The following is a 25,142-nucleotide window of genomic DNA, read 5'->3' as shown; positions in this document are numbered from 1 at the left end:
GGGACGCCCTCGCTCGTGGGCGGAACAAGGGCGTCCCTACGCCAATCCCACTTCCTCATTCTACGACCGAGATCTCCCTCGACAGTCCCGCAGGCAGTTCCAGCCGCCGCGATATCTTAATGCCCTCCAAAAAAACCTCATCGTGACTGACCACGAGAAGCGCGCCGTCATAGGCGCGCAGTCCGGCTTCGACCGCGGCGATCGAATCGATATCGAGATGATTTGTCGGTTCGTCGAGGATCAGCAACGACGGCGGCGCCGGTCCGCCGAGGACGCAGGCAAGCCCGGCGCGTAGCAACTGCCCGCCGCTCAGAGTGGATACGATCTGAAGTGCGGCATCTGCCCTGAACATGAACCGAGCGAGCGCCGCGCGGCAGGCATTTTCATCCGCTTGCGCGTTTATCCGCCGGAAATTGTCGCGGATCGACAACAACGGATCGAGAAGGCTTACCCGTTGGTCGAGCATGGAAACGGAGGTCATGACCCGAATCGTCCCGGCCCATGGCTGTAGCTCACCCGAGATCAGCCCCAGCAATGTCGTCTTGCCCGAACCGTTCTGACCGGTGACGGCGATGCGATCCGGGCCTGTAATGTCAAAAGAGAGATCGCTGATGATCGGCTGGCCTGGGCGATAGCCGGCGGTCACGCCGTCCATCTTCAGAACGACCTTGTTTGCGGGAAGTCCAGTCGGCGGAAGCCTGACGGACAGGGGCTGGAGGATTTCAATGCGCTCGCGGGCAACAGCGGCGTCTTCGAGCGCCTGGATGCGCCGCCGTTCCGCGAGGCGGGCATTTTCACCACCCGTCATCTCGCTCCGTTCTTGCAGTCCGCCCAGCATGATACGCGGAATGCCGCCCTTGGCAGCCTTCCTTTTACCGGCACCGTCCCTTCGCGTCTGCCGTTCCAAGGTTGCCTGCGCGCTGCGGGCAACCTCGGCGACCCGCTTCTCGGCATCGGCGAGATCGTGTTCGGCCGCCGCAAGCTCCAAGGTTTTGCGCTCGCGATATTGGCTCCAGTTGCCGCCATAGCGCGTAGCGCCGAGCGAGGTCAGCTCGACAATGGCATCCACCGTGTCGAGCAATTCCCGATCATGGCTGACGACGATCGCGCCCGCCCGCCAATTTGCGAGCAGCTCGATCACGGCCTTACGGCCGTCGCGATCCAGATTGTTCGTCGGTTCATCCAGAATGAGAAAATCGGGATTGGTGAAGATCAGCGCAGCAAGACCAGCGCGCGTACGCTGGCCGCCTGATAAAGCTTCGAGGCGGGTCTCGGGTGCGGCAGCAAGACCGGCACGATCGAGGGCGGAAGCGATGCGGGTCTCCAGCGTCCAGTCTGCCGCAGCAAGCTCCTCCGCAGTCGCCTCGCCTGCTTCGGCACGGCAAAGAACCGCCAGCGCTTCGGTCGCCCCGAAGAGATCCGCCACCGTTTCGCCGGCCTCGACCTGGACGCTTTGGCGCAGGATGCCGAGACTACCGCTGAAGGATATCGCCCCGGATTGAGGCTGCCATTCCCGGCCAATAAGCTTGAGAAGCGTGGTCTTGCCGACGCCATTGCGGCCGATGAGGCCCGCACGCTCGGCGCCGAAACTCAGATCAAGATTGGAGAAAAGCGGCCGGCCATCATGCGTCGACCATGAAAGATTGGACAGAGTGATGGATGCAGGCATGGATAGGATATTCCCCGATGGCAAGGCGAGATGACGTTGCGATCGGGTTGAAATCCATTATGGCACACATCCTGTTGGTATGGCTGACGGGAGATAACCTAAGCAGTAACCGCTTCCGGTTCAAGGTGGAGCGTTAGAGAGCGTCGAGGAAATGAATAACGCGGCTCCATGTAAGGTCGGCCGCCTTGGCATCGTAATCGGGCAGGCTGGCGTCGGTATAAAGGTGGCCTGCGCCGGGATAGGTGAAGACATCGGCCGCGAGTTTTGACCGCGCGGCTGCGGATCGCCACGCGGCAACATCTTCCGCAGGCTCGAAACGATCCGGATCGGCAAGATGGACCTGTATGGGCGAGCCCTCGCGGGCGTTTTCCGGGATTTGGGCGATGCTGTGAAGGAAGAGCACGCCGGCGGTCTGGAGCTGCTTCGGCCAAAGACTTGCCGCAACCGCCGCACCCATGGAGAATCCACCCAGAACCGTTGATGGCGGCAGGCCGGCCATTGCCCATTCTGCCCGCTCGCAGATGGTCGGCCAACCGATCTCATCCTTCAGCTCGAAGCCTTCGTCGATCGAGCTGGCGACCCAGCCGTCATAGAGATCGGGCGCGAACGCTTTGTGCCCTGCCGCCTGTAGGCGCTCGACAGCGTCCAGTTCGAGCGGGCGCAAACCATAAACGGAATGGAAGAGGATCACCGTTGCCATTACCACAGCCTCGCATTTTAGCTCGATCGTAACATAAGGCATTCGAAAGACATGGCAATTTCCCCGATCATCTTTCGACGGGGCGAAACAATTCTCCAAAAAGAAAAAACCCGGTGTCGGTTGGGAACCGAACACCGGGTAAGAGGCAGGGCTTATTGGCTATCACCCTGCGGGGAAACGTTTAACCGGCCTCAGCGAGTAAGGCCGAAGAAGCGCGTCCGGCGACGCGCGGAGTTGGTCAGATGGCTGGACGGATCTTCAAAGAAGGTCGACGTGTTGAGCGCCAATGTGACGTCAAGGCGCGTCAAGCCGATGTCCATCAATTGGCTGTCGTTCAGCTCACTCAGATAATTGATCTCGCGGCGGTTGCGGAGCGCGCGCCAGACGGATGCCATCTTATGGAAAGCAAGCGTCAGGCGTGCCGTCAAAGGCAGCGACGGCCTTGCGTGGCCGAGATGTAATGTCTGATCTGTCGTGCGCATTTCCATGGTCCTTTCGTTCAGGCACACGCTGGCCAAGCCCCTTCCCGGAGACCCGGAGAAGGAGCGAGGTTGGGAGGAATTCGGCAGGAGGTCTGTCGATTGGTATGCTGATTTGCATTGGGAAGATGCCAAACCCCTATTGATCAGTCCAACGAATGTTTCTAATGATAATTATCAAACTCTTTTATAGGTGAGATCATGGCCGCGCCGCTTGATATCGATCAGTTGCAGACCTTCATCGCCATCGTGGATTCCGGCAGCTTCACCAAAGCGGCTGACCGGGTCTTCAAGACGCAGTCGGCGGTCTCCATGCAGATGCGCCGGCTGGAGGAGCGCGTCGGCAAGCAGCTTTTCATCAAGGACGGCCGCGGCAACCGGCTGACGGCGGAAGGCGAAAAGCTGCTCAACTATGCGCGCCGCATCATCCGCCTGAACAATGAGGCGATCGCCGCATTCGACGACAACAGGCTCGAAGGCACGCTGCGCATCGGCACGCCGGACGATTATGCCGACCGCTACATGCCCGAGATCATCGGCCGCTTCGCCAAGACGCATCCGAATGTCGAGCTCTATATTGTCTGCGAACCTTCGGTCGATCTCGCCGAACGCATGCATCGCGGCGAGCTCGATATTGCGCTGGTGACCCACAATCCGCGCGAGAGAATGTCCGATGTCGTGCGCACCGAGCCGCTCTGCTGGGTCGGCTCGGCCAACCATCCGCTGCGCGACGATGCGCCGATTCCGCTCGCCGTCGGGCGGCGCGACTGTCAATGGCGTCAACTTGCCTGCTCGGCGCTCGATGCCGGCGGCCGCGACTATCAGATCCTGTTCACCAGTTGGTCCTGCACAGTGGTTGCCGCAGCCGTGCTTGCCGGCATGGCGGTCTCGGTCATGCCGGAATCGGCGCTACGCACCGGCATGAAGGTGCTGAGCCAGGCAGATGGCTTCCCGCCGCTGCCGCCGGTGCAGATCGGCATCATGAAGCGGCCGGGCCTTTCGGTGTCGCTGATGAACGCCATCACCGCCCACATCTCCGCCTGCCTCGACAACATTACGCCGGCAGCGGTCGATGACGATCTCGAGGGCGACGTGAAGACCTTCACGCGCTACTATCCGCGCCTGCGCGCCGGACATATTCTGCCGGGCTGGTGATTTTGGAAGCTGGCCGCGTGCCCTGAGCTTAGTCCAGTAATCGGATGTCCCGCGCGACATCGCTCATATCGTTGTCGAGCTGGTGATCCCTGCCCTCGAACACGCGGACCACAGCATGCGGAAGTGCTTTCGCATAGAGATGAACATGGGCGGTTGGCACGATGTCGTCGTCCGCACCGTGATAGAGATAGACGGGAATGCCGGGCGGGAGGCGTTCTGAGAAATCCTTGCGATCGTCCATGTCATCGCTCGGCCACCCTCCTTCACCGATAAAGGGCGCTGCGATTAAAAACAGTCCGCCAGGCCTGAATTTCGGCGGCTGCTCGGCAAGCACATGGATCAAGATCGTCCCGCCGATCGAGTGGCCCACCAGAATTGCTCCGTCCTCCAATAGGTCGAATTCGCTTATCAGCTCAGCCCGCCAGGCCGCGTAGTCAGGATCGTCCTCTCCAGGCATTTGGGGATAGCGGACGGCATAGCTTTCACCGAGTTCGCGCTCAAGGCTCGCCACAAGCTTGCTGTCCCAGCGAGCGTGAACGCCTTCGCCGGCTCCCTGAACGAAGATGATCTGCTTAGCCATGAAGGTATTTTATTCCTCGGACGCAGACCCGCGCAAGCCGTGTTGTCGTATTCCGAGGAATAGCTTGCCTAGTGCCTCTTGCCCATCGGCTCACCACTCGGCTCGGCAAATAGCGTCGCGCGGATCACCTGTTTCCATTCACTCAGCATGCGGATGGCAAGGCTTCTGTCGCTCATGATCGCGAGGCGAACGGAGGCACCGATCAAGTGGCTGAAGAGTTGGGCGCGAGCCTGCAGGTCGATCTGACTGCCAGCCGGAATGTGGGGTTCGATGCCCTTCAGGAAGATTTCGGCAACGCGGTTGCTGTGCTGAATATTCAGCCTCAAGAGATCCTGGTCCATCTCCGTTCCCAGCCACACGCCCATATAGGTCGGATCGCCGCGGAATTCGCGATAGTACCAGTCGATCACGCCGCAGACGAGATCGATGGCGTGATCAAGAGACTTCACGGCGACAAAAACTTCCGCCGTCTTTTGCTGAACGAGATCGGCGTGGCGGTCGAACAGCGCGGTGACGATCGCAGCCTTCTCGGGAAAATATTGGTATACGGAACCGATCGGCACGCCGGCGACAGCAGCCAGTTCCGTCATCTTCATGGCGCTCACGCCTTTTTCCGCAATCAGTTGGGCAGCGGCCGACAGGATGACATCGACGCGGTGGATGCTGCGTTCCTGCTGGGGTTCCTTGCGGAATTTGATACGGTCGGGTTTGTCCGGGCTCATGCATTTCCCATTTTATTGTCATTCGGAACGACGCCGGGTACGTACGCCAGCTTTTATGCCACAGCCATATTCAATGCGCGTAAATGGGAAAAGTTCAATTTTAAGTGTCATATATTGGGTGCGGCCGCGACAGGCGTCAACGGCCGAAGGAATAGCTGCGGCCGCTGTCTCGTTCAGTCCTTCGTTACCAGCCGCTAGGCCAGATATTTTTTCAGGAAATCGACCGTCCGGCCCCAGGCAAGATCGGCAGCCTTCTTGTCATAGCGGGCAGCCGAGGTGTCATTGTTGAAGGCGTGGTTGGCACCGTCATAGACGAAGATCTCGAACGTCTTGCCGCTGGCTTGCAGCTCTTTCCGATAGGCATCAATACCCGCATTGGTGCGGTCGTCGAGGCCGGCATAGTGCAGCATCAGGGCGGCTTTGATATCGGGTACATCGGCAGCGGCCGGCTGCATGCCGTAATAGGCGACGCCGGCCTGCAGCTCCGGTGATTTGGTGGCGAAGCGGTTGATGACGCCACCGCCCCAGCAGAAGCCGATTGCGCCGACCTTGCCGTTGGAGCCGTCGAGCTTGGAAAGATAGGCCAGGCTCGCTTCGGCATTGGCAACAGCCAGCGCCGCATCGAGCTTGGTGAACATCTCGCGCGCCTTGTCCTCATCTTCCGGCGTGCCGCCGAGCGGCGAGAGGAAATCCGGCGCCAGGGCAATGAAACCTTCCAGCGCCATGCGGCGGGCGACATCGCGGATATGCGGGTTGAGGCCACGATTTTCATGGATGACGATCACGCCGCCAAGCTTCTCGCCCTCACCCCTGGGCCGGGCGAGATAGGCTTTCATGTCACCGCCGCTGCCGGGATAGGTGACGTCCTTCGTGTCGAGACGGCTGTCATCGGCGGCAATGATCTCGGCGCTCGCCTTGTTGGCGGCAAGCAAGGGCACGATCATGGCGGCGGCCCCGGCCGAGCCTGCGAGCTTCGTCAGCTTTTCCATGAAACCGCGGCGATCGAGCGTCAGATGCGTGTATTCGTCATAGGCATTGATCATCGCCTGCGTCACGACGGGCTTGTCCATGCTCATAATGTGTTCCTCCTTGTCTTTCCCCGGCGGCCAGCATCCCAAGGCAGGGCCGCCCGAGGACAAGATAGGTCAAGCGAGCGCTGAGGGACCGTCAGTCAGGAACACAAATACGTTATCGCAGGTTGCTTTCCGCGAAAATGCAAGTCCCGTTAGGAGAACGTCATCCAGATGGCAAGCCAGACCCACATCCCGGCAAGGGCCACATAGCCGAGCGCGAAAAGCGGGCTGCGGTAGCGCAGGTCGTTGCTGGTGACATGTATGTAGGCGTGGGCATAGCGCGAGGCGACAAAGATCCACGCCAGAATGACCGCGGCCAGATTGTCTGCCTGGGCGACGAACAGCGCAATGGAGCAAGCATAAAAGAGAATGGGAAGTTCGAACTGATTGGCGAGGCTGTTGCGCACAACCAGGCTTTCCGCCGGCTCATCGGCAGCATGGTTCTCGCGAAACTGCGATCGTTTGACCTTGCCCGCCTTCACCGCACTTTGGCGGCGCAAGCCTAAAAGCGCGTAGAGAATATAGACAAGCACCGCATGGGCCACCATGGGCCAGAACATTTCATAGCCGGTCACGCCGCCAACTCCTTAGAGCAATTCCAGGAAAAGTGCGAAGCGGTTTTCCGTCCGGAATTGCTTAAAAACAAAGGGATAGAGCGGGAAAGCGATTCCATGAAACGCTGAAACCGCTCTAAGGATTGCTGCGCGGCAGAACCACCGCTCAGGACGGCTTGGAACCGTCCGCAGACAGGTAGCGAAGAATTGCGAAACGGGCCAGTAGAATGATCGTGACGACCAATGAGAGGAATTTTAGCCGCACGACAATCGGCAGCAGACCCGAGAGCAGCGTCACGGTCCCGTCCGACGGCGTGGCCGGCGGATAGAGCAACAGGCCGGCGATATTTTCGGCATAGTCCATCACGCCATAGAAGACCGGTAGAGAAAAAATCAGGCTGACCGCACCAGGCGGGATCGGCCGCCCGAAGAAGATGCCGCTCGGCCGAACCAGCCGCAGCAGGCAGAAGAGCAGACCGCCCAGCACCAGCGGAAAGATGAGCTCCGGCCCGAGATACATGGAATGCAGGATCGCCGCCGGATCGGGATGATCCTTGAGGTAGCGCAGCATGGCTATGACGTCGTCGCGCTCATAGCCGCCGATGCGGACGTCCAGCATTTTCTCGCCGGCTGCGGCATCGCTGAATGCTCTGACGAAGCCGGCATAGATCCAGGCAAAAAGTGCCAGGGACAAGGCTGCCAGGATCGCCGTCAGGCCCTGCAAGGACCTGACGTTGCCCTGAACGCGATCTGCCATCGATCAGCCGCCTGCACCGGGATAGTTCGGGCTTTCGCGGGTGATCGTGACGTCATGGGCATGGCTTTCGCGCAGGCCGGCGCCGGAGATGCGTACGAAGGTGGCGCGCTCCTGGAACTCCTTGAGGTCGGCGCCGCCGACATAGCCCATGGCCGCCTTGAGGCCGCCGGCGAGCTGGTGCAGCACGCCCGAGACCGAACCCTTGTAGGGCACCTGGCCTTCAATGCCTTCCGGCACGAGCTTCAGCGTGTCGCGTACTTCCGCCTGGAAGTAGCGATCGGCCGAGCCGCGCGCCATGGCGCCGACGGAGCCCATGCCGCGATACGCCTTGAACGAACGACCCTGGTAGAGATAGACCTCGCCCGGGCTTTCATCCGTGCCCGCCAGCAGCGAACCGATCATGGCAGCGGATGCGCCGGCGGCGATCGCCTTGGCGAGATCGCCGGAGAACTTGATGCCGCCATCGGCGATAACAGGGATGTTCTGGTCCTGCGCGGCCTGCACCGCCGACATGATGGCAGCAAGCTGCGGCACGCCGACACCGGCGACGATACGGGTCGTGCAGATGGAACCGGGGCCGATACCAACCTTCACGGCATCGGCACCGGCGTCGATCAGCGCCCGCGTGCCGTCATAGGTGGCGACATTGCCGGCCATGATGCGAACCGAATTGGAGAGCTTCTTGACCCGGCTGACGGCATCGAGAACGCGCTGCGAATGGCCATGGGCTGTGTCGACGACCAAAAGATCGACGCCTGCATCGATCAGGCGCTCGGCACGCTCGTAGCCATCGTCACCGACACTGATGGCGGCTGCGGCACGCAGGCGGCCCTGCGCATCCTTGGAAGCGTTCGGATTGAGTTGCGACTTCTCGATGTCCTTGACGGTGATCAGGCCGACGAGGCGGCTATCGCCATCGACCACCAGAAGCTTTTCGATGCGGTGCTTATGAAGCAGACGCTTGGCTTCCTGCTGCTGAACGCTCTCCGTTACCGTCACGAGATTTTCGCGGGTCATCAGCTCGTAGATCTTCTGCGAGGGGTCGGAAGCGAAGCGTACGTCGCGGTTGGTGAGAATGCCGACGAGGCGGTGCGACTTTTCAACGACCGGAATGCCGGAAATGCCGTGCGCCTTCATGAGGTTGAGTGCTTCGGCGAGCGTTGCGTCGGGGCCGATCGTGACCGGATTGACCACCATGCCGCTTTCGAACTTCTTGACCTGACGGACTTCCTCGGCCTGCTGCACCGGCGTCAGATTGCGGTGGATAACGCCCATGCCGCCAGCCTGAGCCATGGCGATGGCGAGACGGCTTTCCGTCACCGTGTCCATGGCGGCGGAGAGGATCGGCAGGTTGAGTTCGATGTCCTGGGCGATGCGGGTGGCGATATTCGTCTGGCCGGGCATGACCTCGGAGTGCCCCGGCTGCAGGAGCACGTCGTCGAATGTCAGAGCATCCAACCCGGTTGACGTTTCAATGATGCGTGCCATGGCCAAATTCCTTCGTCTGTGAAAAGCAGGATGGCTCCGGAACGAATCGTCCGCCGGGCGATCTTGCAAGTGTTGCTTGGAAGTTGGCGAGGGCTGGTAACACGTCTATGACAGGAAGGGAATAGGGAAAACGCTGACATAAGCTTCCCGTCACTAAGCCGGATACCCGACTAATCTCAGCGCTCTTCCGTAGAGGAGGCAATGGACCCGACCTTTCGCTCGAGCGCCTCTACGATGCGCGCCGATAGGGCGGGGTCGGAAACAGCGCGCGCCATGGTTACGCCACCGGACAGAAGCGCCAGGAGCGCGATTGCATTTTCTTCGCGTTCCTCGGCCGAGTTACCAGTCAAACCAGAAGCCGCTTCCTCAATGACCCGGCGCAGTTCGACTTCGTAGGCAATCTTCGTATCGGCGTCGGCACGCATGACGTCGGGGGACAGACTTGGCAGGGCGCAGCTCTGGCCGAGCGCGCAGGTGCGCTTCGGCCCGAGATAGTAGCTTACGAAGGCCGGGAGCCAATTCTTGCCCTTTTGAGCTTTCAAAGTCGATATGCCCAGCCGCAGTTCATCCAGTCCCGACTGAACCGCTGCCCTGAAAGCTTCGCTTTTCGATTTGAAATGCCCGTAGAAGGCGCCGTTCGTGACGCCTGCAGCCTTGGTCAAGGCATCGATGCCGGAACCGCCGTAGCCTTCCTGGCGGAAGAGTTCGCCGGCCGCGTTGAGAACGCGCATCCGCGTTTCGATCTTGTGTTCCGTGCTGTAGCGCATATCAACTTTCTTTAAGAGCGATCACTCTTTATGTTTGCATAGAGAGCGATCGGTGTGTATCAATAGAGAGCAATCAGTATTTATGTAGCATCGCCAACCAAGTTTTCAAACGAGAGGATTTCCCGTTATGCCTATCACACTCACTGTACCCGAAGGTTTGCTGTCGAGCGAAGCCGAGGCCCAAACCTTCGCCGAATTGACCGATGTTCTCTTGAAGGTTTCGCAACTCTCGGGCAACGCGTTCATGACCCCGAACGTCGTCGGCACCATCAATGTTCTGCCGCAGGGACGCGTGTTCTCAGGCGGAAAGGCGGCCGCGGCCGCCTTCATAGAGCTGAAACTGCCAGAGATCGCGCTCGCGACGGACGAGGCCAAACAGGCTTTTATCGAGGCGGCCACAACCATAGTCGAACGCGCTTCGAATGGTCGGATATCCCGCGAACATATCTGGACCAACATCGTTTATGCCGCGGAAGGCTCCTGGGGTATCGGCGGCCAAGTCTACGACAATACCCAGCTTGTCAGTGCGATCCAACGAGCGGCCGCGCTGTAAAACGCTTGCCAAGCGATACGGTCAGTTCCCACCCACTCGTAGCCCGTGACCAGAGCGAGTCTCGCTATGCGACTTTCCAATTATCTATTTTTCACGACGCGCTGCGAGCAGGCGCTTAATTTTTACGAGACCTGCGGCCTTGGAAAAATCGTCGAAATCACGCGCTACGGCGTGAATGGAATCCCGACGCCGCCCGGATTTGTCCAGGGCCAGATCATGCACGCGAAGTTCCAAGGTCCCGGCGTACTTTTCTACGCTTCGGACAATGACGATGCCGAGCCGATGCGCGGATCAGCACATCTGCTTGAGTTCGAAGATACGGAGCGGACGAAAGAGTTATTCGCCCGCTTGGCAAAAGGCGGCACGATTACGACACCGCTCGGCAAACAGCCTTGGAGCAATCTCTACGGGAAGCTCACCGATCAGTTCGGCGTACAGTGGATGCTTAATTGCGTTATCTGAGTCGATTTCGTTTCACTAAATTGATCGAGTCTCTGCCTTACAAATCGAACTGATAGGTTTTCGGCACATAGCGGAACCCCTCGGGCTGCTTTTCGACAAAGCCAACGGCGGGGAACGGCATGTGGAAGCCGAGGAAAGGGATGCGGTCGGTGGCGATCATGTCGAAGACACGGCGGCGGGTCTTGGCGGCCTGCGCCTTATCGGCGTCAAAGCGCACCTCCCAATCCGGGCGCCCGAGAGAGAGGAGATAGTGATTGGCCGTATCGCCGGTCAGGACCAGTTGCTTGCCATCCGATTCGAGATGGAAGACGAGATGACCGGGCGTGTGGCCGGGCGCGAGCATGGCGGTCATGCCGCTGACGATCTGATCTCCGTCCTTGAGGAAGGTCATTTTCTCGGCAAAAGGCGCGACATTGGCGAGCACAGCCTTGTGACCGCCTTCGGCCGGCGTCCCTTCGCGTGACGTGTCGGTCCAGAATTCATATTCGATTTCGCCCGTGACATAGCGGGCGTTCGGAAAGGCCGGAGCGCCGTCCTCCATCAACCCATTGATGTGGTCGCCGTGCAGATGCGTCAGAGCGACGACGGTCACCTGCTCCGGCGCATAGCCGACAGCCATCAGACCGTCGCGAAAACGGCCCAAGCCGCGGGCGCGGCCGGCGGCGCCGAAGCCGGTGTCGACGACGATCACGTCGGCACCTGTGTCGATGATCGCAGGCGCATAGCTATTGAGGAGCTTCTCCGTCGGCAGGAAGTTCTGCGCCAAAAGCTTCCGCACCGTTTCCGGCGTCTGGTTCGATCCGAAGGTTTCCCAGGGATTGTCCAGAATGCTTGCGCCATCTTTGACGACGATGACAGTGCAGGACCCCAGCTTGAATCGATGGGTCTCGGGCGACAGAACTGCGACGGTCATAATCTCATTTTCTCCAATGGGTGCCATCGCCCTCGGCAGCGACACAGCAGATATGACCTTTCATGATCGATAATTTCGCCATGACATATCCGTCCAATTCCGCTAATACACCGAGCGACATTTTATGCGTTTAGCATTTCCATGCGTTTAGCACATGTCAAACTTGGTATCCTATGCTGGGCAGCAAGCGGCATCACGAAGACGTGATCCTCGCGAAGCCAAGGGGCGGATTCGGGGATTGGCGGAGGTTGCGCACAGGACTACAGAGCGGGTGCCCGTCTCAGGCGGACCCCCTTCCCCGAAGACACGACCCACCAAGGCATATGCCTATGAACCGCATCGTTCCCCTGATTCTTGCTGTTGCTCTCTTCATGGAACAGATGGACTCCACCGTGATTGCGACCGCGCTGCCGGCCATCGCGGCGGATCTCCATGTTGGTCCGATCACCCTGAAACTGGCGCTGACGTCCTACATGGTATCGCTTGCGGTGTTCATTCCGATCAGCGGCTGGATGGCGGATCGCTTCGGGGCGAAGAACATCTTCCGGCTTGCCATCTGTGTCTTCGTCATCGGTTCGATCATGTGCGCCGCCTCGGGCGGCCTCTGGGAATTCGTCATTGCCCGTTTCCTGCAAGGTCTCGGCGGCTCGATGATGACGCCCGTCGGCCGCCTTGTGCTGGTGCGCACGACGCAGAAAAGCGATTTGGTCTCGGCCATGGCGCTGCTTACCATTCCGGCCCTCGTCGGCCCGCTTGCCGGACCGCCGCTCGGCGGCTTCATCACCACTTACGCCTCCTGGCACTGGATCTTCCTGATCAACGTGCCCGTAGGCGTTCTCGGCGTCATCCTGTCGACGATCTTCCTGCCGGCGGTCGAAGCATCCAAGCCGCCGAAGCTTGATTTCATCGGCTTCGTGCTGACGTCCGTCGCGGCGGCCGGTGTCGTTTTCGGTATGTCGGTCATCAGCCTGCCGGCCCTGCCGCCGTTCATCGGCATCTCGGCCATCGTCATCGGCTGCATCTGCGGCTACCTCTATGTCGGCCACGCCCGCCACCATCCGGCGCCCATTCTCGATCTGTCTCTGCTGAAGAATATTACCTTTCGCGCTTCCGTCACCGGCGGCACGCTGTTTCGCATCTGCATCGGCGCCATGCCCTTCCTGACGCCGCTGATGCTGCAGCTCGGCTTCGGCCTCAATCCGTTCCAATCAGGCCTGATCACCTTTGCCGGCGCCATCGGCGCCATTACCACCAAGTTCATCGCCCGCCGCGTCTTCACCGCCATCGGCTTCAAGACGGCACTGCTGTCGGCGGCGGGGGTCACGACGATAACGACGATCTGCACCGGCCTCTTTCAGCCCTGGACGTCGCATCTCATCATCGTCGGCGTTCTGCTGATCGGCGGCTTCTCGCGTTCTTTCTTCTTCACCGGCATCAACGCGCTCGCCTATGCCGATATCAGCGACAAGCAGGCGAGCCAGGCCACGTCGATGAGTTCGGTCATGCAGCAGATCAGCCTCGCGCTTGGCGTTGCCGTCGCCGCAATGATCCTGGAAACCTCGACCTACTTCAGCGGTACGGAGCTGCAGGTTCGCGATTTCCATATCGCCTTCTTCTGCATCTCGATCCTGACCGTGGTCGCCACCATTCCCTTCATCCGCATGGACCGCAGCGCCGGCGCCATGGTTTCCGGCCATAAGGCCGGCCTGAAGCGCGTGGCCGCGATGCAGCCGCAGGTACCCCAGCATCAGCAGCCGATGGTGAAGTAGATCGTTCAGGAACGCCGAAAGGTTTATTCGGGCCGCTCGCAGACGGCGCTGAGCTTGTTACCGTCGGGATCGCGCACGTAAGCCGCATAGAAATTGGCATGGAAAGAGCGCAGGCCGGGCTTGCCCTCATCCGTGCCGCCATGGGCAAGGGCTGCGGCATGAAAGGCGTCGACATCGGCGCGGCTTTCAGCATGCAAAGCCACCATCGAGCCATTGCCGATCGTCGCCTTGCGATGATTATAGGGAACCACCACCCAGAAACGGCAGCGCGTGTCGCCATCGGCGGCATAGCCGATTTCCTCATCCGATTCGCGTTGAAGCCGATAGCCGAGGACCGGCAGAACCGCATCATAGAAGCTGCGTGCACGCGGAATATCGTTGGAGCCGAGAGTGACGTAAAGAAGCATGAATGCGCTGCCTGCAATGCCGATGGAACCGTATCATCGGACAAAAGCGACAGCTAAATCAAGCGCTCGTTGCTTCCTCGTCCGTCTTGCGTCCCTTGAAGCCCTTTGCCAGCAGGAACATCTCCACGGATTCTGCCCTGGATGCGCCCGGTTTCACATGAATGACCTGGCGAAAATTCTGCTTCAGCAGCGTCAGCAGGTCGCGCTCCGTGCCACCCTGGAAGGTCTTGGCGAGGAAATGCCCGCCTTCACCCAGGACCTCGACGGCAAAATGTGCGGCAACCTCGCAGAGATGCATGGTTCGCAGATGATCGGTGCGCTGATGGCCGGTCGTCGGCGCGGCCATGTCCGAAATCACCAGATCCGGCGTGCCGCCGACGGCGTCGATCAGCCGCTGCGGTGCGTCCGGATCGAGAAAGTCGAGCTGCAGGATGGTGACGCCCGGCAATGGCGCCATTTCCAGGAAGTCGATTGCCGCAACGCGGATATCCTCCTCCGTCGATCCTGTCACCTTGGCGGCGATCTGCGACCAGCTTCCCGGCGCGGCGCCAAGATCGATGATGCGGCGCGCACCCTTGAGGATATGATGCTTCTCGTCGATCTCCAGCAGCTTGAAGGCGGCACGAGCGCGATAGCCCTCAAGCTGGGCGCGCTGCACATAGGGATCGTTGATGTGCCGTTCCAGCCATTGCCGCGAGGAGGCCTTCAGCTTCTTTTTCTTGACGCGCTGGCCGAGCTTGCGCCCGGTGCGGTTGCCAGCGATCGTTGGCTTGGTCATGCCTGCGGCCCCTTCATATCCTTGGGTCGATGGCCGCGGCGCGAGCGGCCCCGCCGCCACACACCGTCATCCGCCATCATATCGGTCAGCAGTCCTTCGCGCAGACCGCGATCGGCGACACGCATGCGCGGGCTCGGCCAGCGGCGGCGGATCGCCTCGAGAATGGCGCAGCCCGCCAAAACGAGATCGGCGCGGTCCGGCCCGATGCAGGGATTGGCGGCGCGGCCGGCGAAATCCCAGGAAAGCAGCTTCGATTGCATGGCCGTCACCTCATCGTCGGACAGCCAGACACCATCGACCCGGCGCCGGTCGTAACGCGGCAGATCGAGATGGACGCCGGCAAGCGTCGTCACCGTTCCGGACGTGCCGATCAGATGAAAATCGCCGCTGTCGCGGGCAGCGCCCTGGACCGGCGGGCAGTCGAAACGTTCGAGCATGCCCTCGACCTCGCGCACCATGGTCTCGAACAGTTCCGGCGTGACGTCGCGGCCGCCATGGCGTTCGGAGAGCGTCACGACGCCAACCGGCAGCGAGGTCCAATGGGTGATATGATTGGCAAGACGGCTGGAGCGGTTTTCGCCAATGCGGATGACGGCGATTTCCGAGGAGCCGCCGCCAATATCGAACAACACGACCGAACGCGCCTCGGGGCCGACCAGCGACGAGCAGCCGGAGACGGCAAGCCGCGCCTCGGTCTCGCGGTCGATGATTTCGAGCCGCAGGCCGGTTTCTTCGGTAACGCGGGAGAGGAAAGCTTCGCCGTTCTCCGCCGCGCGGCAAGCTTCGGTGGCGATCAGCCGCATGCGGCGGATCTCGCGCGTCTTCAGCTTGCCCGCGCAGATGCGCAAAGCCTCGACGGCCCGGTCCATGGCATCGCTCGACAGCCGGCCGCTGGCGCCGAGTCCTTCACCGAGACGAACGATGCGGGAAAAGGCGTCGACGACGCGGAACTGGCCAGGCCTCGTCGGCTGGGCGATCAGCAGACGGCAATTATTGGTGCCGAGATCGAGCGCCGCGTAGAGATCGACGGGACGGTAATCGCCATCGGCATGATGATGCGGCGCATGGCCGTCACGGCGCTGCGGCGACGCATTCCGGTCGTGATGATCATTGCGGGCAGGCGCGTGTTCAGCGGTGACGGGAGCGGCGGGGGCGACGATCTGCGCCGTCTTTTCATGCACCAGCGGGCGGCCCTGCAAACCGCGCTTGCTGCGGTGCTTGCGCCTGTTCTTGCCGCTCTTGTGTGACGACGCATGGCCGTGTTCGGCTGCGGCGCGGCGTTCCTGCGCGCCGGATGCCTGTTGCTGAGTTGGAGAAGCATGCTGCGCACCATCATGCGTTCCGCCACGGGCACGGCGACGGCGCTTGCGCTTTTTGGCCGGAGAGCCGGCGTCGTTGTCTATTGGGCGTGTCGCCACCGGACTGGACGAACCGGTCTGGTTGGCCTCCGCAGAATAAGCGTTCGGACGGGCGGGACCGCCACGCTTACGCTTACCACGCCGGGAGGATTTACCCTTCCTGCGCTCTGCTACCGACGCCCCGTTTGCCTGCGGCGCTCTGCCGCTGTCGGGGTCACTCACGTATCTTTTCCACCGCGCCGCGCAAGGCCCCAGGGCATGCTGCAGGCGCTCATTCGATTTTCGTTGGGCGGAGAATATCAGCAGGAAGAGTTTTCGCCAAATTCTTTTTGAATCGCGTTATTTGCGGGAGCTAACCCTTCCTGCTCGTTGGAGAAAGCCTCGATCTCAAGCCGCCAAGCTTTGCCGAACACCATCCGCCAGCGCCTTCATCCGGTCGATCGGCGAATGGCCGATCAGCATGAAGGCGTGGGTGGCGTTCGACCAATAGACGACATTCATGCCGCGGCGGTTTTCCATATCCGGTGCGGAAGCGCCCTTGGTCGAGGGGATGATGCAGAGGGCCATCGGACCGCTTTCGGGATCGAGATAGGCGATCTGCGCCAAAGGCTTGCTGTCATAATTCAAGACTTGGGCGCGCTTGAAATCGACACCCGGCAAGGCAATGGTTTCGGGCGTCAGCGTGAGCCCGAGCTTGGAGCCGACTTCGCTCAGTTGCGCGGTCTGTTCCGCCAGATCGCCAGCCGGAGCGCTCAGCGTGTCCGGCGTATAGAGCGACAGATATTCGGCGACGACGGCGCGCCAGTCGCTGCCCTCTTCGGGCTTGGTGAGGCGATGGCTGATGCCGATCGCGGCGCGGTCGATGGCAACGCCCGCGACAAGGCAGGCGGCGAGCGCCGACAGGAAGCCACGGCGGCTGACGCCGGAAGCAGCCTTCTTCTGCTCGCTCGTGGAGGGGATGGCGGCGAGCATAGCGTTCAGCCTGGCGCTTGGGGCGGCGGCAAGCACGGGCTCGAATGCCTCACGAAATGGCAGATCGCTGCGCGACAGGAAATCGAAGCGTTCCGCCACCTGGGCGTCGCTTGCGATCAGTTCTTCTATCCTGTCGCGCTCGGTCGCATTCAGCTCGCCGTCGATGAAGGCGGTAAGCAGCTCGTCCGAGGGCATTTTTTTGTTGTCCAATTCACTCATTCCCGTTCCCCAGTCGCCCACCTCCGGAAAGCCGCGCGCCATCCGCCGACCCGGCACCATCGGCAAGCTTCGCACGCGCTGCCGCCAGCCGGCTCATCACCGTTCCGATCGGCACATCCAAAACCTCCGCCACCTCGCGATAGGAAAGCCCTTCGACATAGGCGAGGAACACGGCGGTGCGCTGCGCTTCCGGCAGCGCCTGCACCTGTTTCAGCACCTGACCAGCGAGAATATGCGTCTCCGTCTCGCGCGCACCATCAAAGACCAGCGTCTCGTCGGCATCGACAAAACCCTGGCCCATGCGCACCCGGCGCGATCGGATCTCGTTCAGCCAGATCGAATGCAGGATCGAAAACAACCATCGATCGAGCCGCGTACCGGCTGCGAACTGACCCGCCCGCTCCAACGCTCTGACGCAGGTCGCCTGCACCAGGTCATCCGCAACATCGCGTTGGTGCGACAGCACCACTGCATAGCGCCAGAGCCGCGTCAGATGCTGTGACAGACCCGCCCTGATATCCTCTTCGCTGGTTATGGCACCCTCCGCGAGGTTCGCGTTTTTGGGAATCGCCGGTCGTGCCGGCGGTTCCGATCTTACCCGACTATAAGCAGAAATTGTGGAATGAGCGACTGACACTCGAATATCCTTTTGAATGCTGACTGCTTATGCCGGCCATCTTAGGTCCGACGCCGAAATCAGAGGCTCGACGGATTCTTGATGGCGTCGTTCAGGTCCTGATATTCCTCGCAGGACGTGTTGCCGCAGAGCGTTTTGATCGTGCTCAACTGGTCCTTGGCGAGGTCGATCTGACCCTTGATGACGTAGGCTTCGCCGAGATATTCGCGAACCAACGCGTATTTCGGGTCCATTGCGACCGACTTCAGGTAATAGGAAATGCCTTCATCCGTGCGGCCAAGCTTGCGGGTGGCATAGCCGCGATAGTTCAATGCTTCTGCCGTGTCGGGGTTCTGCATGGTGTCGAGAACTTCCAGCGCTTCTTCATAGCGGTGGTCCTTCTTGGCGAGCGAATAAGCATAATCGGCGCGATTTTCATCGGTGATATTGGCGCCCTGCTGCTTTACGCACTTCTTCGTCTTCTTGTCGTAGATTTCGCCCTTCTTGCAGGTCGGCGTCGAGCTGCTGTCGTCGCCCATCGCGAAAACCGGAACGGTAAAGGCGCCGAGGGTGAGGCAGGCGCCGAGCGCGACGGAGGCCAGGCGGAAAGCGGTAGTCGTCATGGGATTGCTCCTTGGCAAAAATGAACGTTGCGACGGGAGAACACGCCATCCGTTCATTTTATTCGCGAGCGAGAGATATTTTCTGGCGCTTTGCCCTACGACCGGCCGTCACTCTTTCGTGACCGGCGTCCTGCCGAATAATTCCTGATGCTGGCGTGTTTCTACCTGCGTACCCGCCGAGGGTTACAAGGAGAAACAAGTGTCCGATACCGTCAAGCTTGTCAGTCTGGCCGTCGCCACGCCCGACAACATCATCTATCAATCCGAGGCTGCCGAGACCGCCGGCCGCCTGTTTTCCGATCGCTTCCGCGATTTCAAACATCTCGCCCGCGTGTTCGATAGCGCCGGCATCCGCAAACGCTATGCCGCGCGTCCGCTCTCGTGGTTCGAACAATCGCATGGCTGGCAGGACCGCATGGACGCCTATGCCGAGGTTGCAAGCCAGCTCTTCAGGAAGACTGCTACCGATGCGCTGGAACGCGCCGGTTTGAAGGCAGAAGATGTTGATTGCATCGTTACGGTGTCGTCGACGGGCATTACGACGCCAAGCCTGGAGGCGAGACTTGCGGCTGAGATGGGCTTCCGCTCCGATATTGAGCGCGTGCCTGTCTTCGGTCTTGGTTGCGCGGCCGGTGTTTCCGGCCTTGGCATCGCCGCGCGCATGGCGAAAGCCCGCCCAGGGGCTGTCGTGCTCTTCGTTTCCGTCGAACTCTGCTCGCTGGCCTTCCGGCTGGACGAGCTGACGCGACCGAACATCATCGCGACAGCGCTGTTCGGCGATGGTGCCGCCGCCTGTATCCTGCGCACCGGCAAGGATGGTCTCGCGGAGATCGAATCGACGGGCGAGCATCTCTTTCCCGATACCCTTGGAATCATGGGTTGGAAGATCGACGATACCGGCTTCGGCATCATCCTGGAGCAATCGCTGCCACCCTTTGCCGAAGCGAATATCAAGCCCGCCGTCGCCGGCATTCTCGAACGCGCCGGCCTGGCCATATCCGATGTCGACCGCTTCATCTGCCATCCCGGCGGCACCAAGGTGCTGGTGGCGCTGGAGACTGCCTTCGGTCTCGAACCCGGCTCGCTGGATATCGAACGCGAGGTGATCGGCGATTATGGCAATATGTCATCGCCGACCGTGCTCTTCGTACTGGAGCGAGCGATCAATGCCGGCCTGCCGCGGCGTTCGGCTCTCATCGCCATGGGCCCCGGCTTTGCGGCAAGTTGCGTCACGCTGAAGAGGGCCGCCTGATGCTCTGGCCATCGATCGCGCTTCTGACCTTCGTCACCCTGCAGCGGCTGGCCGAACTGCTGCACGCCCGGCGCAACACCGCCGCGCTCCTTGCGCGTGGTGCCCGCGAGATTGCGCCGGAACACTATCCCTATATGGTCGCGATGCACGCGGCCTGGCTCGCCGGTCTGTGGCTTCTCGCCGCCGGCCGGCCGGTCAATCTTCTCTGGCTCGCCATCTTCATGGTGTTGCAGGGCTTGCGCGTCTGGGTGCTGGCGACGCTGAAAGGACGCTGGACAACGCGGATCATCGTGCTGCCGGGTGCAGCCTTGGTGGCAAGCAGACCCTATCGCTTCCTCAGCCATCCGAACTATGCGGTGGTCATCGGCGAGATCGCCGTGCTGCCGCTCGCCTTCGGCCTGCCGCTCTACGCCTTGGTCTTTTCGCTGCTCAATGCCGCCATTCTCACCATACGCATTCGCGCCGAAAATACGGCTTTGAGACAGGCCGTGGCTTGATTGCATTTTTCATTTGCGCCGCAGCATTTTGGCAGGCATTTTCGATGCTTGAGCATGGTTTCCGGACGGGATCGTGCGCAACTAAAAGAAGAATGCGGATAGCAGGGAACATGACAAAAGACGCAATCGTGCTCGGCGCGGGCATCGTCGGCATATCGACGGCCATCCACCTTCAGCGGCGCGGGCGGCAGGTCATCCTCGTCGACCGCAAAGCTCCCGGTAAAGAGACCTCTTTCGGCAATGCCGGGCTGATCCAGCGCGAAGGCGTCGTACCCTACGGCTTTCCGCAGCAGTTCGGCCTGCTACTGCGCTATGCCTTCAACAACCGCATCGACGCGCATTACCATCTGCGCGCCCTACCGGGACAGATTGCCTTTCTCGCCCGCTACTGGTGGAATTCCAACACCAAGCGGCATGAGATGATCTCACGCGCCTATGCGCCGCTGATCGAGCATTCGATCAGCGAGCACAATGATCTGATTGAAGCGTCGCATGCCGAGGAATTGATCCGCAAGAACGGTTGGATGGAGATTTTCCGCACGAACGAGAAACGCGATGCGGAATTCGCCGAGGCCGAACGTCTCAACCGCGAATTCGGCGTCGCTTACGATGCACTGACCGGCGCTGATATCGCGACACTGGAGCCGCATATCAGGGGCAGCTTCTCGGGCGGCCTGCGCTGGCGCGATCCCTGGTCCGTGCTCGATCCGCATGGTCTGATTGCTGCCTACCGCAACTACTTCGAAAGCATTGGTGGGCGTTTCGCGACCGGTGATGCCCTCTCGCTCGGCCGGTCCGGCGCCCACTGGAAGATGGTGACGTCGGAGGGCTCGATCGAGGCCGAGGATGCCGTCGTCGCTCTCGGCCCCTGGGCTGATCTCGTGACGAAGCGTCTCGGCTATGCTTTTCCGCTGGGCGTCAAGCGCGGCTATCACATGCACTACGCCGCCGAGGGCGATGCCATCCTCAACAACTGGACGCTGGATGCCGAGCGCGGCTATTTTCTGGCGCCGATGAGCCGCGGCATCAGGCTGACGACCGGGGCGGAATTTGCGCTGCGCGATGCGCCGAAAACACCGATCCAGCTCGACCGTGCCGAAGCCGTCGCCCGCACCGTCTTCCCGCTCGGCGAGCGACTCGACCCGGAGCCCTGGATGGGCGCCCGCCCCTGCACGCCGGATATGATGCCGATCATCGGCAAGGCGCCGCGCCACAACGGCCTATGGTTCGCGTTCGGCCACGCCCATCACGGACTGACGCTGGGACCCGTCACCGGGCGCGTGCTTGCCGAGCTGATTACCGGAGAAAAACCGTTCATCGACATCTCGGCTTACGCACCAGACCGGTTCGCGCCCTGATATCCTGGATTTAGCGGATCGCGTCGAGACCCTTGAGTGCGGCCTCGACGATGCCGTCGATCGTATCGTCGATGCCGACCGTAACGACGCCGGGTTCCCCCGTCGGCACTTCCAGCGTTTGTAGCTGGCTTTCCAGCAGCGACGGCGGCATGAAATGGCCCTTGCGCTCGCCCATGCGCTTGGTTAGCAGCTCCTTCGAGCCGTCGAGATAGACGAGATAGAGGTGCCCGCCGGCGGCGGCGCGCAGACGCTCGCGATAAATACGCTTCAGCGCCGAGCAGGTAACGGCGACCCCCTCGCCTTTCGCAAGGCTCGCCGCAATTTCCTGACCGATCTTTTCCAGCCAGGGCCAGCGATCCTCATCCGTCAGGGGAATGCCCTTGCTCATCTTCTCGACATTGGCGGCAGGATGCAGCGCGTCGCCTTCGATGAAACGGATGCCGAGCTTGGCCGCGACACCCTCGCCGATCGAGGATTTGCCGCTGCCGCTCACGCCCATGATGATGACGGCAAGGGGGGATTTCGATACGTCGCTCATAGTGCTTCCAGCCATCAATCCAGCGGAAAGAAACAGGCGAATTTATGCGTGCCCTCGCCGAGCAATTCCGGCGTCACCTGCCGGCACTTGTCCTGCGCACGCCAGCAACGCGGATTGAAGTGACATCCGGTTGGTGGATTGAGGGGAGACGGCAATTCGCCCTGCAGGCGGATGCGATTCTTCTCGCGCTCGGGATCGGCGATCGGCGTCGCCGACAGCAGCGCGGCGGTATAGGGATGGCGCGGACGGGTAAAGACTTCCTCCGCCGTGCCGGTTTCGACCGGCCGGCCGAGATACATCACCATCACATCGTCGGCGATATGGCGAACGACCGAAAGACCGTGGGAGATGAAGAGATAGGCGAGACCCATCTCTTTCTGCAGGTCCATCAAAAGGTTCAGCACCTGGGCCTGGATCGACAGGTCGAGCGCGGAGACAGGCTCGTCCAGCACCAGCACCTTCGGCCGCAGCATCAATGCGCGGGCGATGGCGATGCGCTGGCGCTGGCCGCCGGAAAACATGTGCGGATAGCGGTCGTAATGTTCCGGGCGCAGACCAACGCGCGCCATCATCTCCTCGGCCTTGCGGCGACGCGTGGCGGCATCATCATCGGTGTTGATCTTCAGCGGCTCCTCGAGGATGGAGCCAACCTTCTGGCGCGGATTGAGCGAGCCGTACGGATTCTGGAAGACGATCTGCACGGCGCTGCGCAGGCTGCTGTCGCCAAGCTTAGCCGGCTTACCATCGATCAGCAATTCGCCCGCCGTCGGGTCTTCGATCATCGTCACCAGGCGGGCGAGCGTCGACTTGCCGCAACCGGATTCACCGACGACGGCGAGCGTGCGGCCGGACTGCAGGCTGAAGCTGACGCCGTTCAACGCCTTGACGGTCGCCTCCGGTTTGAAGGCGCCGCGCCTGACGGTGTAAAAACGGGCGAGATCACGCCCTTCGAGAACAGCACCCGTCATCAACGGCCTCCTGCTGCTTGCGTGGCGGCAACGCCGGGATGGCCTAGCGGCTTGCCGTGTTCCAATGGATAGTTGCAGAGTGCCACGCCGAGCTCCGCGCCCTGCCGCTTCACGCCGCGGTCGCAGGCCGGCGTTGCAAACGAGCAGCGTGGCGCGAAAAGACAGCCGGTGGGGCGGTCATGCTGGCCGGGCACGACGCCGGCAATCGACGGCAGGCGCTCGCCGACCACGGCACGCTCCGGCAGAGCCGAAAGAAGTGCCGCAGTATAAGGATGATGCGGATCGCGGAACAGCGCCTTCACCGGTTGCTCCTCGACCTTCTGGCCGGCATACTGCACCTGCACGCGCTCGGCAGTTTCAGCCACCACGCCCATATCGTGGGTGATCAGCACTAACGCCATGCCCTGTTCTTTCTGCAGGCGCGCGAGAAGATCGAGGATCTGTGCCTGGATGGTCACGTCGAGCGCGGTGGTCGGCTCGTCGGCAATCAGAAGCTTCGGATTGCAGGCGAGCGCCATGGCGATCATGACGCGCTGGCTCATACCACCGGACATCTGGTGCGGGTAGTTCGACAAGCGGTCCGCGGGCGCCGGGATACCGACCAGATTCAAGAGCTCGATCGAGCGCTCACGACGCGCCTTGCGGTCGAGACCCATGTGGATGCGCAGGGTCTCGCCGAGCTGGAAGCCGACCGTGAAGCACGGATTGAGGCTCGACATCGGCTCCTGGAAGATCATCGCCATGTCCTTGCCGATGATCTTCCGGCGCTGGCGGGACGAGATGCCGCGCAGGTCTTTGCCGTCGAATGTCATGCGATCGGCGGTAATCTTCGCCGTCCAAGGCAGAAGCCCCATCATGGCGAGCATGGACACCGACTTGCCGGAGCCGGATTCGCCGACAATCGAGAGGATTTCACCCTTGTCGCAGGTGAGCGATACGCCGTCCACTGCCCGGAACAGGCCCGACGCGGTCTGAAATTCAACGGTGAGATTTTCAATATCGAGAAGCGGCATCACGACCTCTTCAGCTTCGGGTCGAAGGCATCGCGCAGGCCGTCACCCATCAGATTGATGGCGAGAACCGTGATCAGGATGCACAGACCGGGAAAAGTGACGAGCCATGGATTGCTCTGGAAGAATTCACGCGAATCCGCGAGCATCGTGCCCCATTCTGGTGTCGGCGGCTGCGCGCCCTGGCCGAGAAAGCCGAGGGCGGCGGCATCGAGAATTGCTGCCGAAAAGGCGAGCGTCGCCTGCACGATGAGCGGCCCCAGACAGTTCGGCAGGATGGTCTTGAACATCAGGCGAAGCGGGCCGGCGCCGGAGACGCGCGAGGCAATGACATATTCCTTGTCACGCTCGGCAAGCACCGAGGCACGTGTCAGGCGGACGAAATGCGGCTGGTTGACGATGGAGATCGCGATCATGGCGTTGGTCAGGCCAGGCCCCAGGATCGCCACCAGTACCAAGGCGAGCAGCAGCGAGGGAATGGCAAGGATGATATCCATGATGCGCATGATGATCGTATCGGTACGGCCACGAACATAGCCGGCAACGAGGCCGATCAGGATGCCGGCGAGCGCCGAAAGCGAGGCAACCACCAGACCGATGAACAGCGAAAACCGCGTGCCGTAGATCAGGCGCGAGAGAAGGTCGCGGCCATTGGCATCCGTGCCGAGGAGAAAGCTGCTATTGCCGCCTTCGGCCCAGGCGGGCGGCAGGCGCTGCATGGCGCTGCCATAGGCGGCATCCGGATTATGCGGGGCGACCACACCGGCGAAGATCGCCAGGAACAGGACGAAGACGAAGATCGCCAGCCCGATGACGGCGCCCTTGTTGCGCGAGAAATAGTACCAGAACTCCGCAAGAGCGGAGGGGCGGTCGGATTTGAGACTTACCGTGCTCATGGGCCGCTC

The 25,142-nt window shown here is 61.2% G+C and carries 28 protein-coding genes; 7 read left to right on the top strand and 21 right to left on the bottom strand.

Annotated elements, in window-relative coordinates:
* Positions 1–55: 55 nt before the first annotated feature.
* The 3 genes from QA648_RS01770 to QA648_RS01760 all read right to left on the bottom strand — a co-directional run bounded on the left by QA648_RS01770 (position 56) and on the right by QA648_RS01760 (position 2,851).
* Positions 56–1,669, bottom strand: coding sequence for an ABC-F family ATP-binding cassette domain-containing protein (locus QA648_RS01770; RefSeq protein ID WP_283049258.1), 1,614 nt, complete (start codon positions 1,667–1,669; stop codon positions 56–58).
* A 133-nt stretch (positions 1,670–1,802) separates the two neighbouring features.
* A complete protein-coding gene (locus tag QA648_RS01765) occupies positions 1,803–2,369 on the bottom strand; it encodes a dienelactone hydrolase family protein (RefSeq protein ID WP_283049256.1) in 567 nt (188 codons plus the stop codon).
* Between the two features lie 191 nt (positions 2,370–2,560).
* Positions 2,561–2,851 (bottom strand): DUF1127 domain-containing protein, encoded by a 291-nt coding sequence (locus tag QA648_RS01760; protein WP_104824993.1) that lies wholly within the window; start codon positions 2,849–2,851, stop codon positions 2,561–2,563.
* Between the two features lie 198 nt (positions 2,852–3,049).
* Here QA648_RS01760 and QA648_RS01755 point away from each other — a divergent pair, with 198 nt between their 5' ends.
* On the top strand, positions 3,050–4,003 hold the full coding sequence (locus tag QA648_RS01755) for a LysR substrate-binding domain-containing protein (protein WP_104822090.1): 954 nt from the start codon (positions 3,050–3,052) through the stop codon (positions 4,001–4,003).
* A gap of 28 nt (positions 4,004–4,031) precedes the next feature.
* Here QA648_RS01755 and QA648_RS01750 read toward each other — a convergent pair whose 3' ends face one another.
* The 7 genes from QA648_RS01750 to QA648_RS01720 form a co-directional block, all read right to left on the bottom strand.
* Positions 4,032–4,583, bottom strand: coding sequence for an alpha/beta fold hydrolase (locus QA648_RS01750; RefSeq protein ID WP_283049253.1), 552 nt, complete (start codon positions 4,581–4,583; stop codon positions 4,032–4,034).
* A gap of 68 nt (positions 4,584–4,651) precedes the next feature.
* A complete protein-coding gene (locus tag QA648_RS01745) occupies positions 4,652–5,305 on the bottom strand; it encodes a TetR/AcrR family transcriptional regulator (protein ID WP_283049251.1) in 654 nt (217 codons plus the stop codon).
* A 194-nt stretch (positions 5,306–5,499) separates the two neighbouring features.
* A complete protein-coding gene (locus QA648_RS01740; RefSeq protein ID WP_283051447.1) occupies positions 5,500–6,375 on the bottom strand; it encodes a dienelactone hydrolase family protein in 876 nt (291 codons plus the stop codon).
* A gap of 155 nt (positions 6,376–6,530) precedes the next feature.
* Positions 6,531–6,953 (bottom strand): MAPEG family protein, encoded by a 423-nt coding sequence (locus QA648_RS01735; RefSeq protein ID WP_283049249.1) that lies wholly within the window; start codon positions 6,951–6,953, stop codon positions 6,531–6,533.
* 145 nt (positions 6,954–7,098) lie between these two features.
* Positions 7,099–7,689, bottom strand: a complete 591-nt coding sequence (locus QA648_RS01730; RefSeq protein ID WP_104822086.1) for a hypothetical protein — start codon at positions 7,687–7,689, stop codon at positions 7,099–7,101.
* Between the two features lie 3 nt (positions 7,690–7,692).
* Positions 7,693–9,177 (bottom strand): IMP dehydrogenase, encoded by a 1,485-nt coding sequence (gene guaB, locus QA648_RS01725; protein WP_104822085.1) that lies wholly within the window; start codon positions 9,175–9,177, stop codon positions 7,693–7,695.
* A 176-nt stretch (positions 9,178–9,353) separates the two neighbouring features.
* Positions 9,354–9,944 (bottom strand): TetR/AcrR family transcriptional regulator, encoded by a 591-nt coding sequence (locus tag QA648_RS01720; protein WP_283049247.1) that lies wholly within the window; start codon positions 9,942–9,944, stop codon positions 9,354–9,356.
* A 127-nt stretch (positions 9,945–10,071) separates the two neighbouring features.
* On the opposite strand from QA648_RS01720, the gene QA648_RS01715 reads away from it, so the two are divergent.
* Positions 10,072–10,497, top strand: a complete 426-nt coding sequence (locus QA648_RS01715) for a Tautomerase enzyme (protein WP_283049246.1) — start codon at positions 10,072–10,074, stop codon at positions 10,495–10,497.
* A gap of 66 nt (positions 10,498–10,563) precedes the next feature.
* Complete coding sequence (locus QA648_RS01710) at positions 10,564–10,959, top strand: VOC family protein (RefSeq protein WP_104822082.1); 396 nt, start codon at positions 10,564–10,566, stop codon at positions 10,957–10,959.
* A 37-nt stretch (positions 10,960–10,996) separates the two neighbouring features.
* Here the strand turns inward: QA648_RS01710 and QA648_RS01705 are convergent, their stop codons facing one another.
* Complete coding sequence (locus QA648_RS01705; RefSeq protein WP_283049244.1) at positions 10,997–11,872, bottom strand: MBL fold metallo-hydrolase; 876 nt, start codon at positions 11,870–11,872, stop codon at positions 10,997–10,999.
* A 329-nt stretch (positions 11,873–12,201) separates the two neighbouring features.
* On the opposite strand from QA648_RS01705, the gene QA648_RS01700 reads away from it, so the two are divergent.
* Entirely contained in the window at positions 12,202–13,641 is a 1,440-nt protein-coding gene (locus QA648_RS01700) for an MFS transporter (RefSeq protein ID WP_283049242.1), read from the top strand.
* A gap of 23 nt (positions 13,642–13,664) precedes the next feature.
* Here the strand turns inward: QA648_RS01700 and QA648_RS01695 are convergent, their stop codons facing one another.
* From QA648_RS01695 to QA648_RS01670, 6 genes are all read right to left on the bottom strand, one after another.
* Complete coding sequence (locus QA648_RS01695; protein WP_104822079.1) at positions 13,665–14,048, bottom strand: VOC family protein; 384 nt, start codon at positions 14,046–14,048, stop codon at positions 13,665–13,667.
* A 58-nt stretch (positions 14,049–14,106) separates the two neighbouring features.
* Positions 14,107–14,826, bottom strand: coding sequence for an RlmE family RNA methyltransferase (locus QA648_RS01690; protein WP_283049239.1), 720 nt, complete (start codon positions 14,824–14,826; stop codon positions 14,107–14,109).
* The gene (locus tag QA648_RS01685) at positions 14,823–16,406 is read right to left on the bottom strand and encodes a Ppx/GppA phosphatase family protein (RefSeq protein WP_283049237.1); all 1,584 of its coding nucleotides are present in this window, start codon (positions 16,404–16,406) and stop codon (positions 14,823–14,825) included. Before QA648_RS01685 ends, QA648_RS01690 begins: the two co-directional genes overlap by 4 nt.
* A 165-nt stretch (positions 16,407–16,571) precedes the next feature.
* Positions 16,572–17,351: an anti-sigma factor gene (locus tag QA648_RS01680; RefSeq protein WP_283051445.1), complete on the bottom strand. Its 780-nt coding sequence runs from the start codon at positions 17,349–17,351 to the stop codon at positions 16,572–16,574.
* Between the two features lie 16 nt (positions 17,352–17,367).
* Complete coding sequence (locus tag QA648_RS01675) at positions 17,368–18,012, bottom strand: RNA polymerase sigma factor (RefSeq protein ID WP_283049235.1); 645 nt, start codon at positions 18,010–18,012, stop codon at positions 17,368–17,370.
* Between the two features lie 59 nt (positions 18,013–18,071).
* Positions 18,072–18,614 (bottom strand): tetratricopeptide repeat protein, encoded by a 543-nt coding sequence (locus QA648_RS01670; protein ID WP_283049233.1) that lies wholly within the window; start codon positions 18,612–18,614, stop codon positions 18,072–18,074.
* Positions 18,615–18,813: 199 nt separating this feature from the next.
* Here QA648_RS01670 and QA648_RS01665 point away from each other — a divergent pair, with 199 nt between their 5' ends.
* From QA648_RS01665 to QA648_RS01655, 3 genes are all read left to right on the top strand, one after another.
* Positions 18,814–19,866, top strand: coding sequence for a type III polyketide synthase (locus QA648_RS01665; RefSeq protein WP_283049230.1), 1,053 nt, complete (start codon positions 18,814–18,816; stop codon positions 19,864–19,866).
* On the top strand, positions 19,866–20,363 hold the full coding sequence (locus QA648_RS01660; protein WP_283049228.1) for an isoprenylcysteine carboxylmethyltransferase family protein: 498 nt from the start codon (positions 19,866–19,868) through the stop codon (positions 20,361–20,363). Before QA648_RS01665 ends, QA648_RS01660 begins: the two co-directional genes overlap by 1 nt.
* A gap of 110 nt (positions 20,364–20,473) precedes the next feature.
* Positions 20,474–21,721, top strand: a complete 1,248-nt coding sequence (locus tag QA648_RS01655) for an FAD-binding oxidoreductase (RefSeq protein WP_104822072.1) — start codon at positions 20,474–20,476, stop codon at positions 21,719–21,721.
* Between the two features lie 10 nt (positions 21,722–21,731).
* On the opposite strand, the gene QA648_RS01650 is transcribed toward QA648_RS01655, so the two are convergent.
* The 4 genes from QA648_RS01650 to QA648_RS01635 are packed head-to-tail and all read right to left on the bottom strand — an operon-like array spanning position 21,732 to position 25,133.
* A complete protein-coding gene (locus QA648_RS01650; RefSeq protein WP_283049226.1) occupies positions 21,732–22,259 on the bottom strand; it encodes a gluconokinase in 528 nt (175 codons plus the stop codon).
* A 14-nt stretch (positions 22,260–22,273) separates the two neighbouring features.
* Positions 22,274–23,227 (bottom strand): peptide ABC transporter ATP-binding protein, encoded by a 954-nt coding sequence (locus QA648_RS01645; protein ID WP_283049224.1) that lies wholly within the window; start codon positions 23,225–23,227, stop codon positions 22,274–22,276.
* On the bottom strand, positions 23,227–24,240 hold the full coding sequence (locus tag QA648_RS01640) for an ABC transporter ATP-binding protein (protein WP_104822069.1): 1,014 nt from the start codon (positions 24,238–24,240) through the stop codon (positions 23,227–23,229). Before QA648_RS01640 ends, QA648_RS01645 begins: the two co-directional genes overlap by 1 nt.
* On the bottom strand, positions 24,240–25,133 hold the full coding sequence (locus QA648_RS01635; RefSeq protein ID WP_283049222.1) for an ABC transporter permease subunit: 894 nt from the start codon (positions 25,131–25,133) through the stop codon (positions 24,240–24,242). The genes QA648_RS01640 and QA648_RS01635 overlap by 1 nt, the downstream gene beginning before the upstream one ends.
* Positions 25,134–25,142: the final 9 nt, after the last annotated feature.

Origin of the sequence: Rhizobium sp. CB3171 (genome assembly GCF_029714265.1) — a bacterium.
Classification (GTDB): Bacteria; Pseudomonadota; Alphaproteobacteria; order Rhizobiales; family Rhizobiaceae; genus Rhizobium.
Note: the sequence above shows the minus strand (reverse complement) of the source record. Positions and strands in the feature narration are given on the sequence as shown.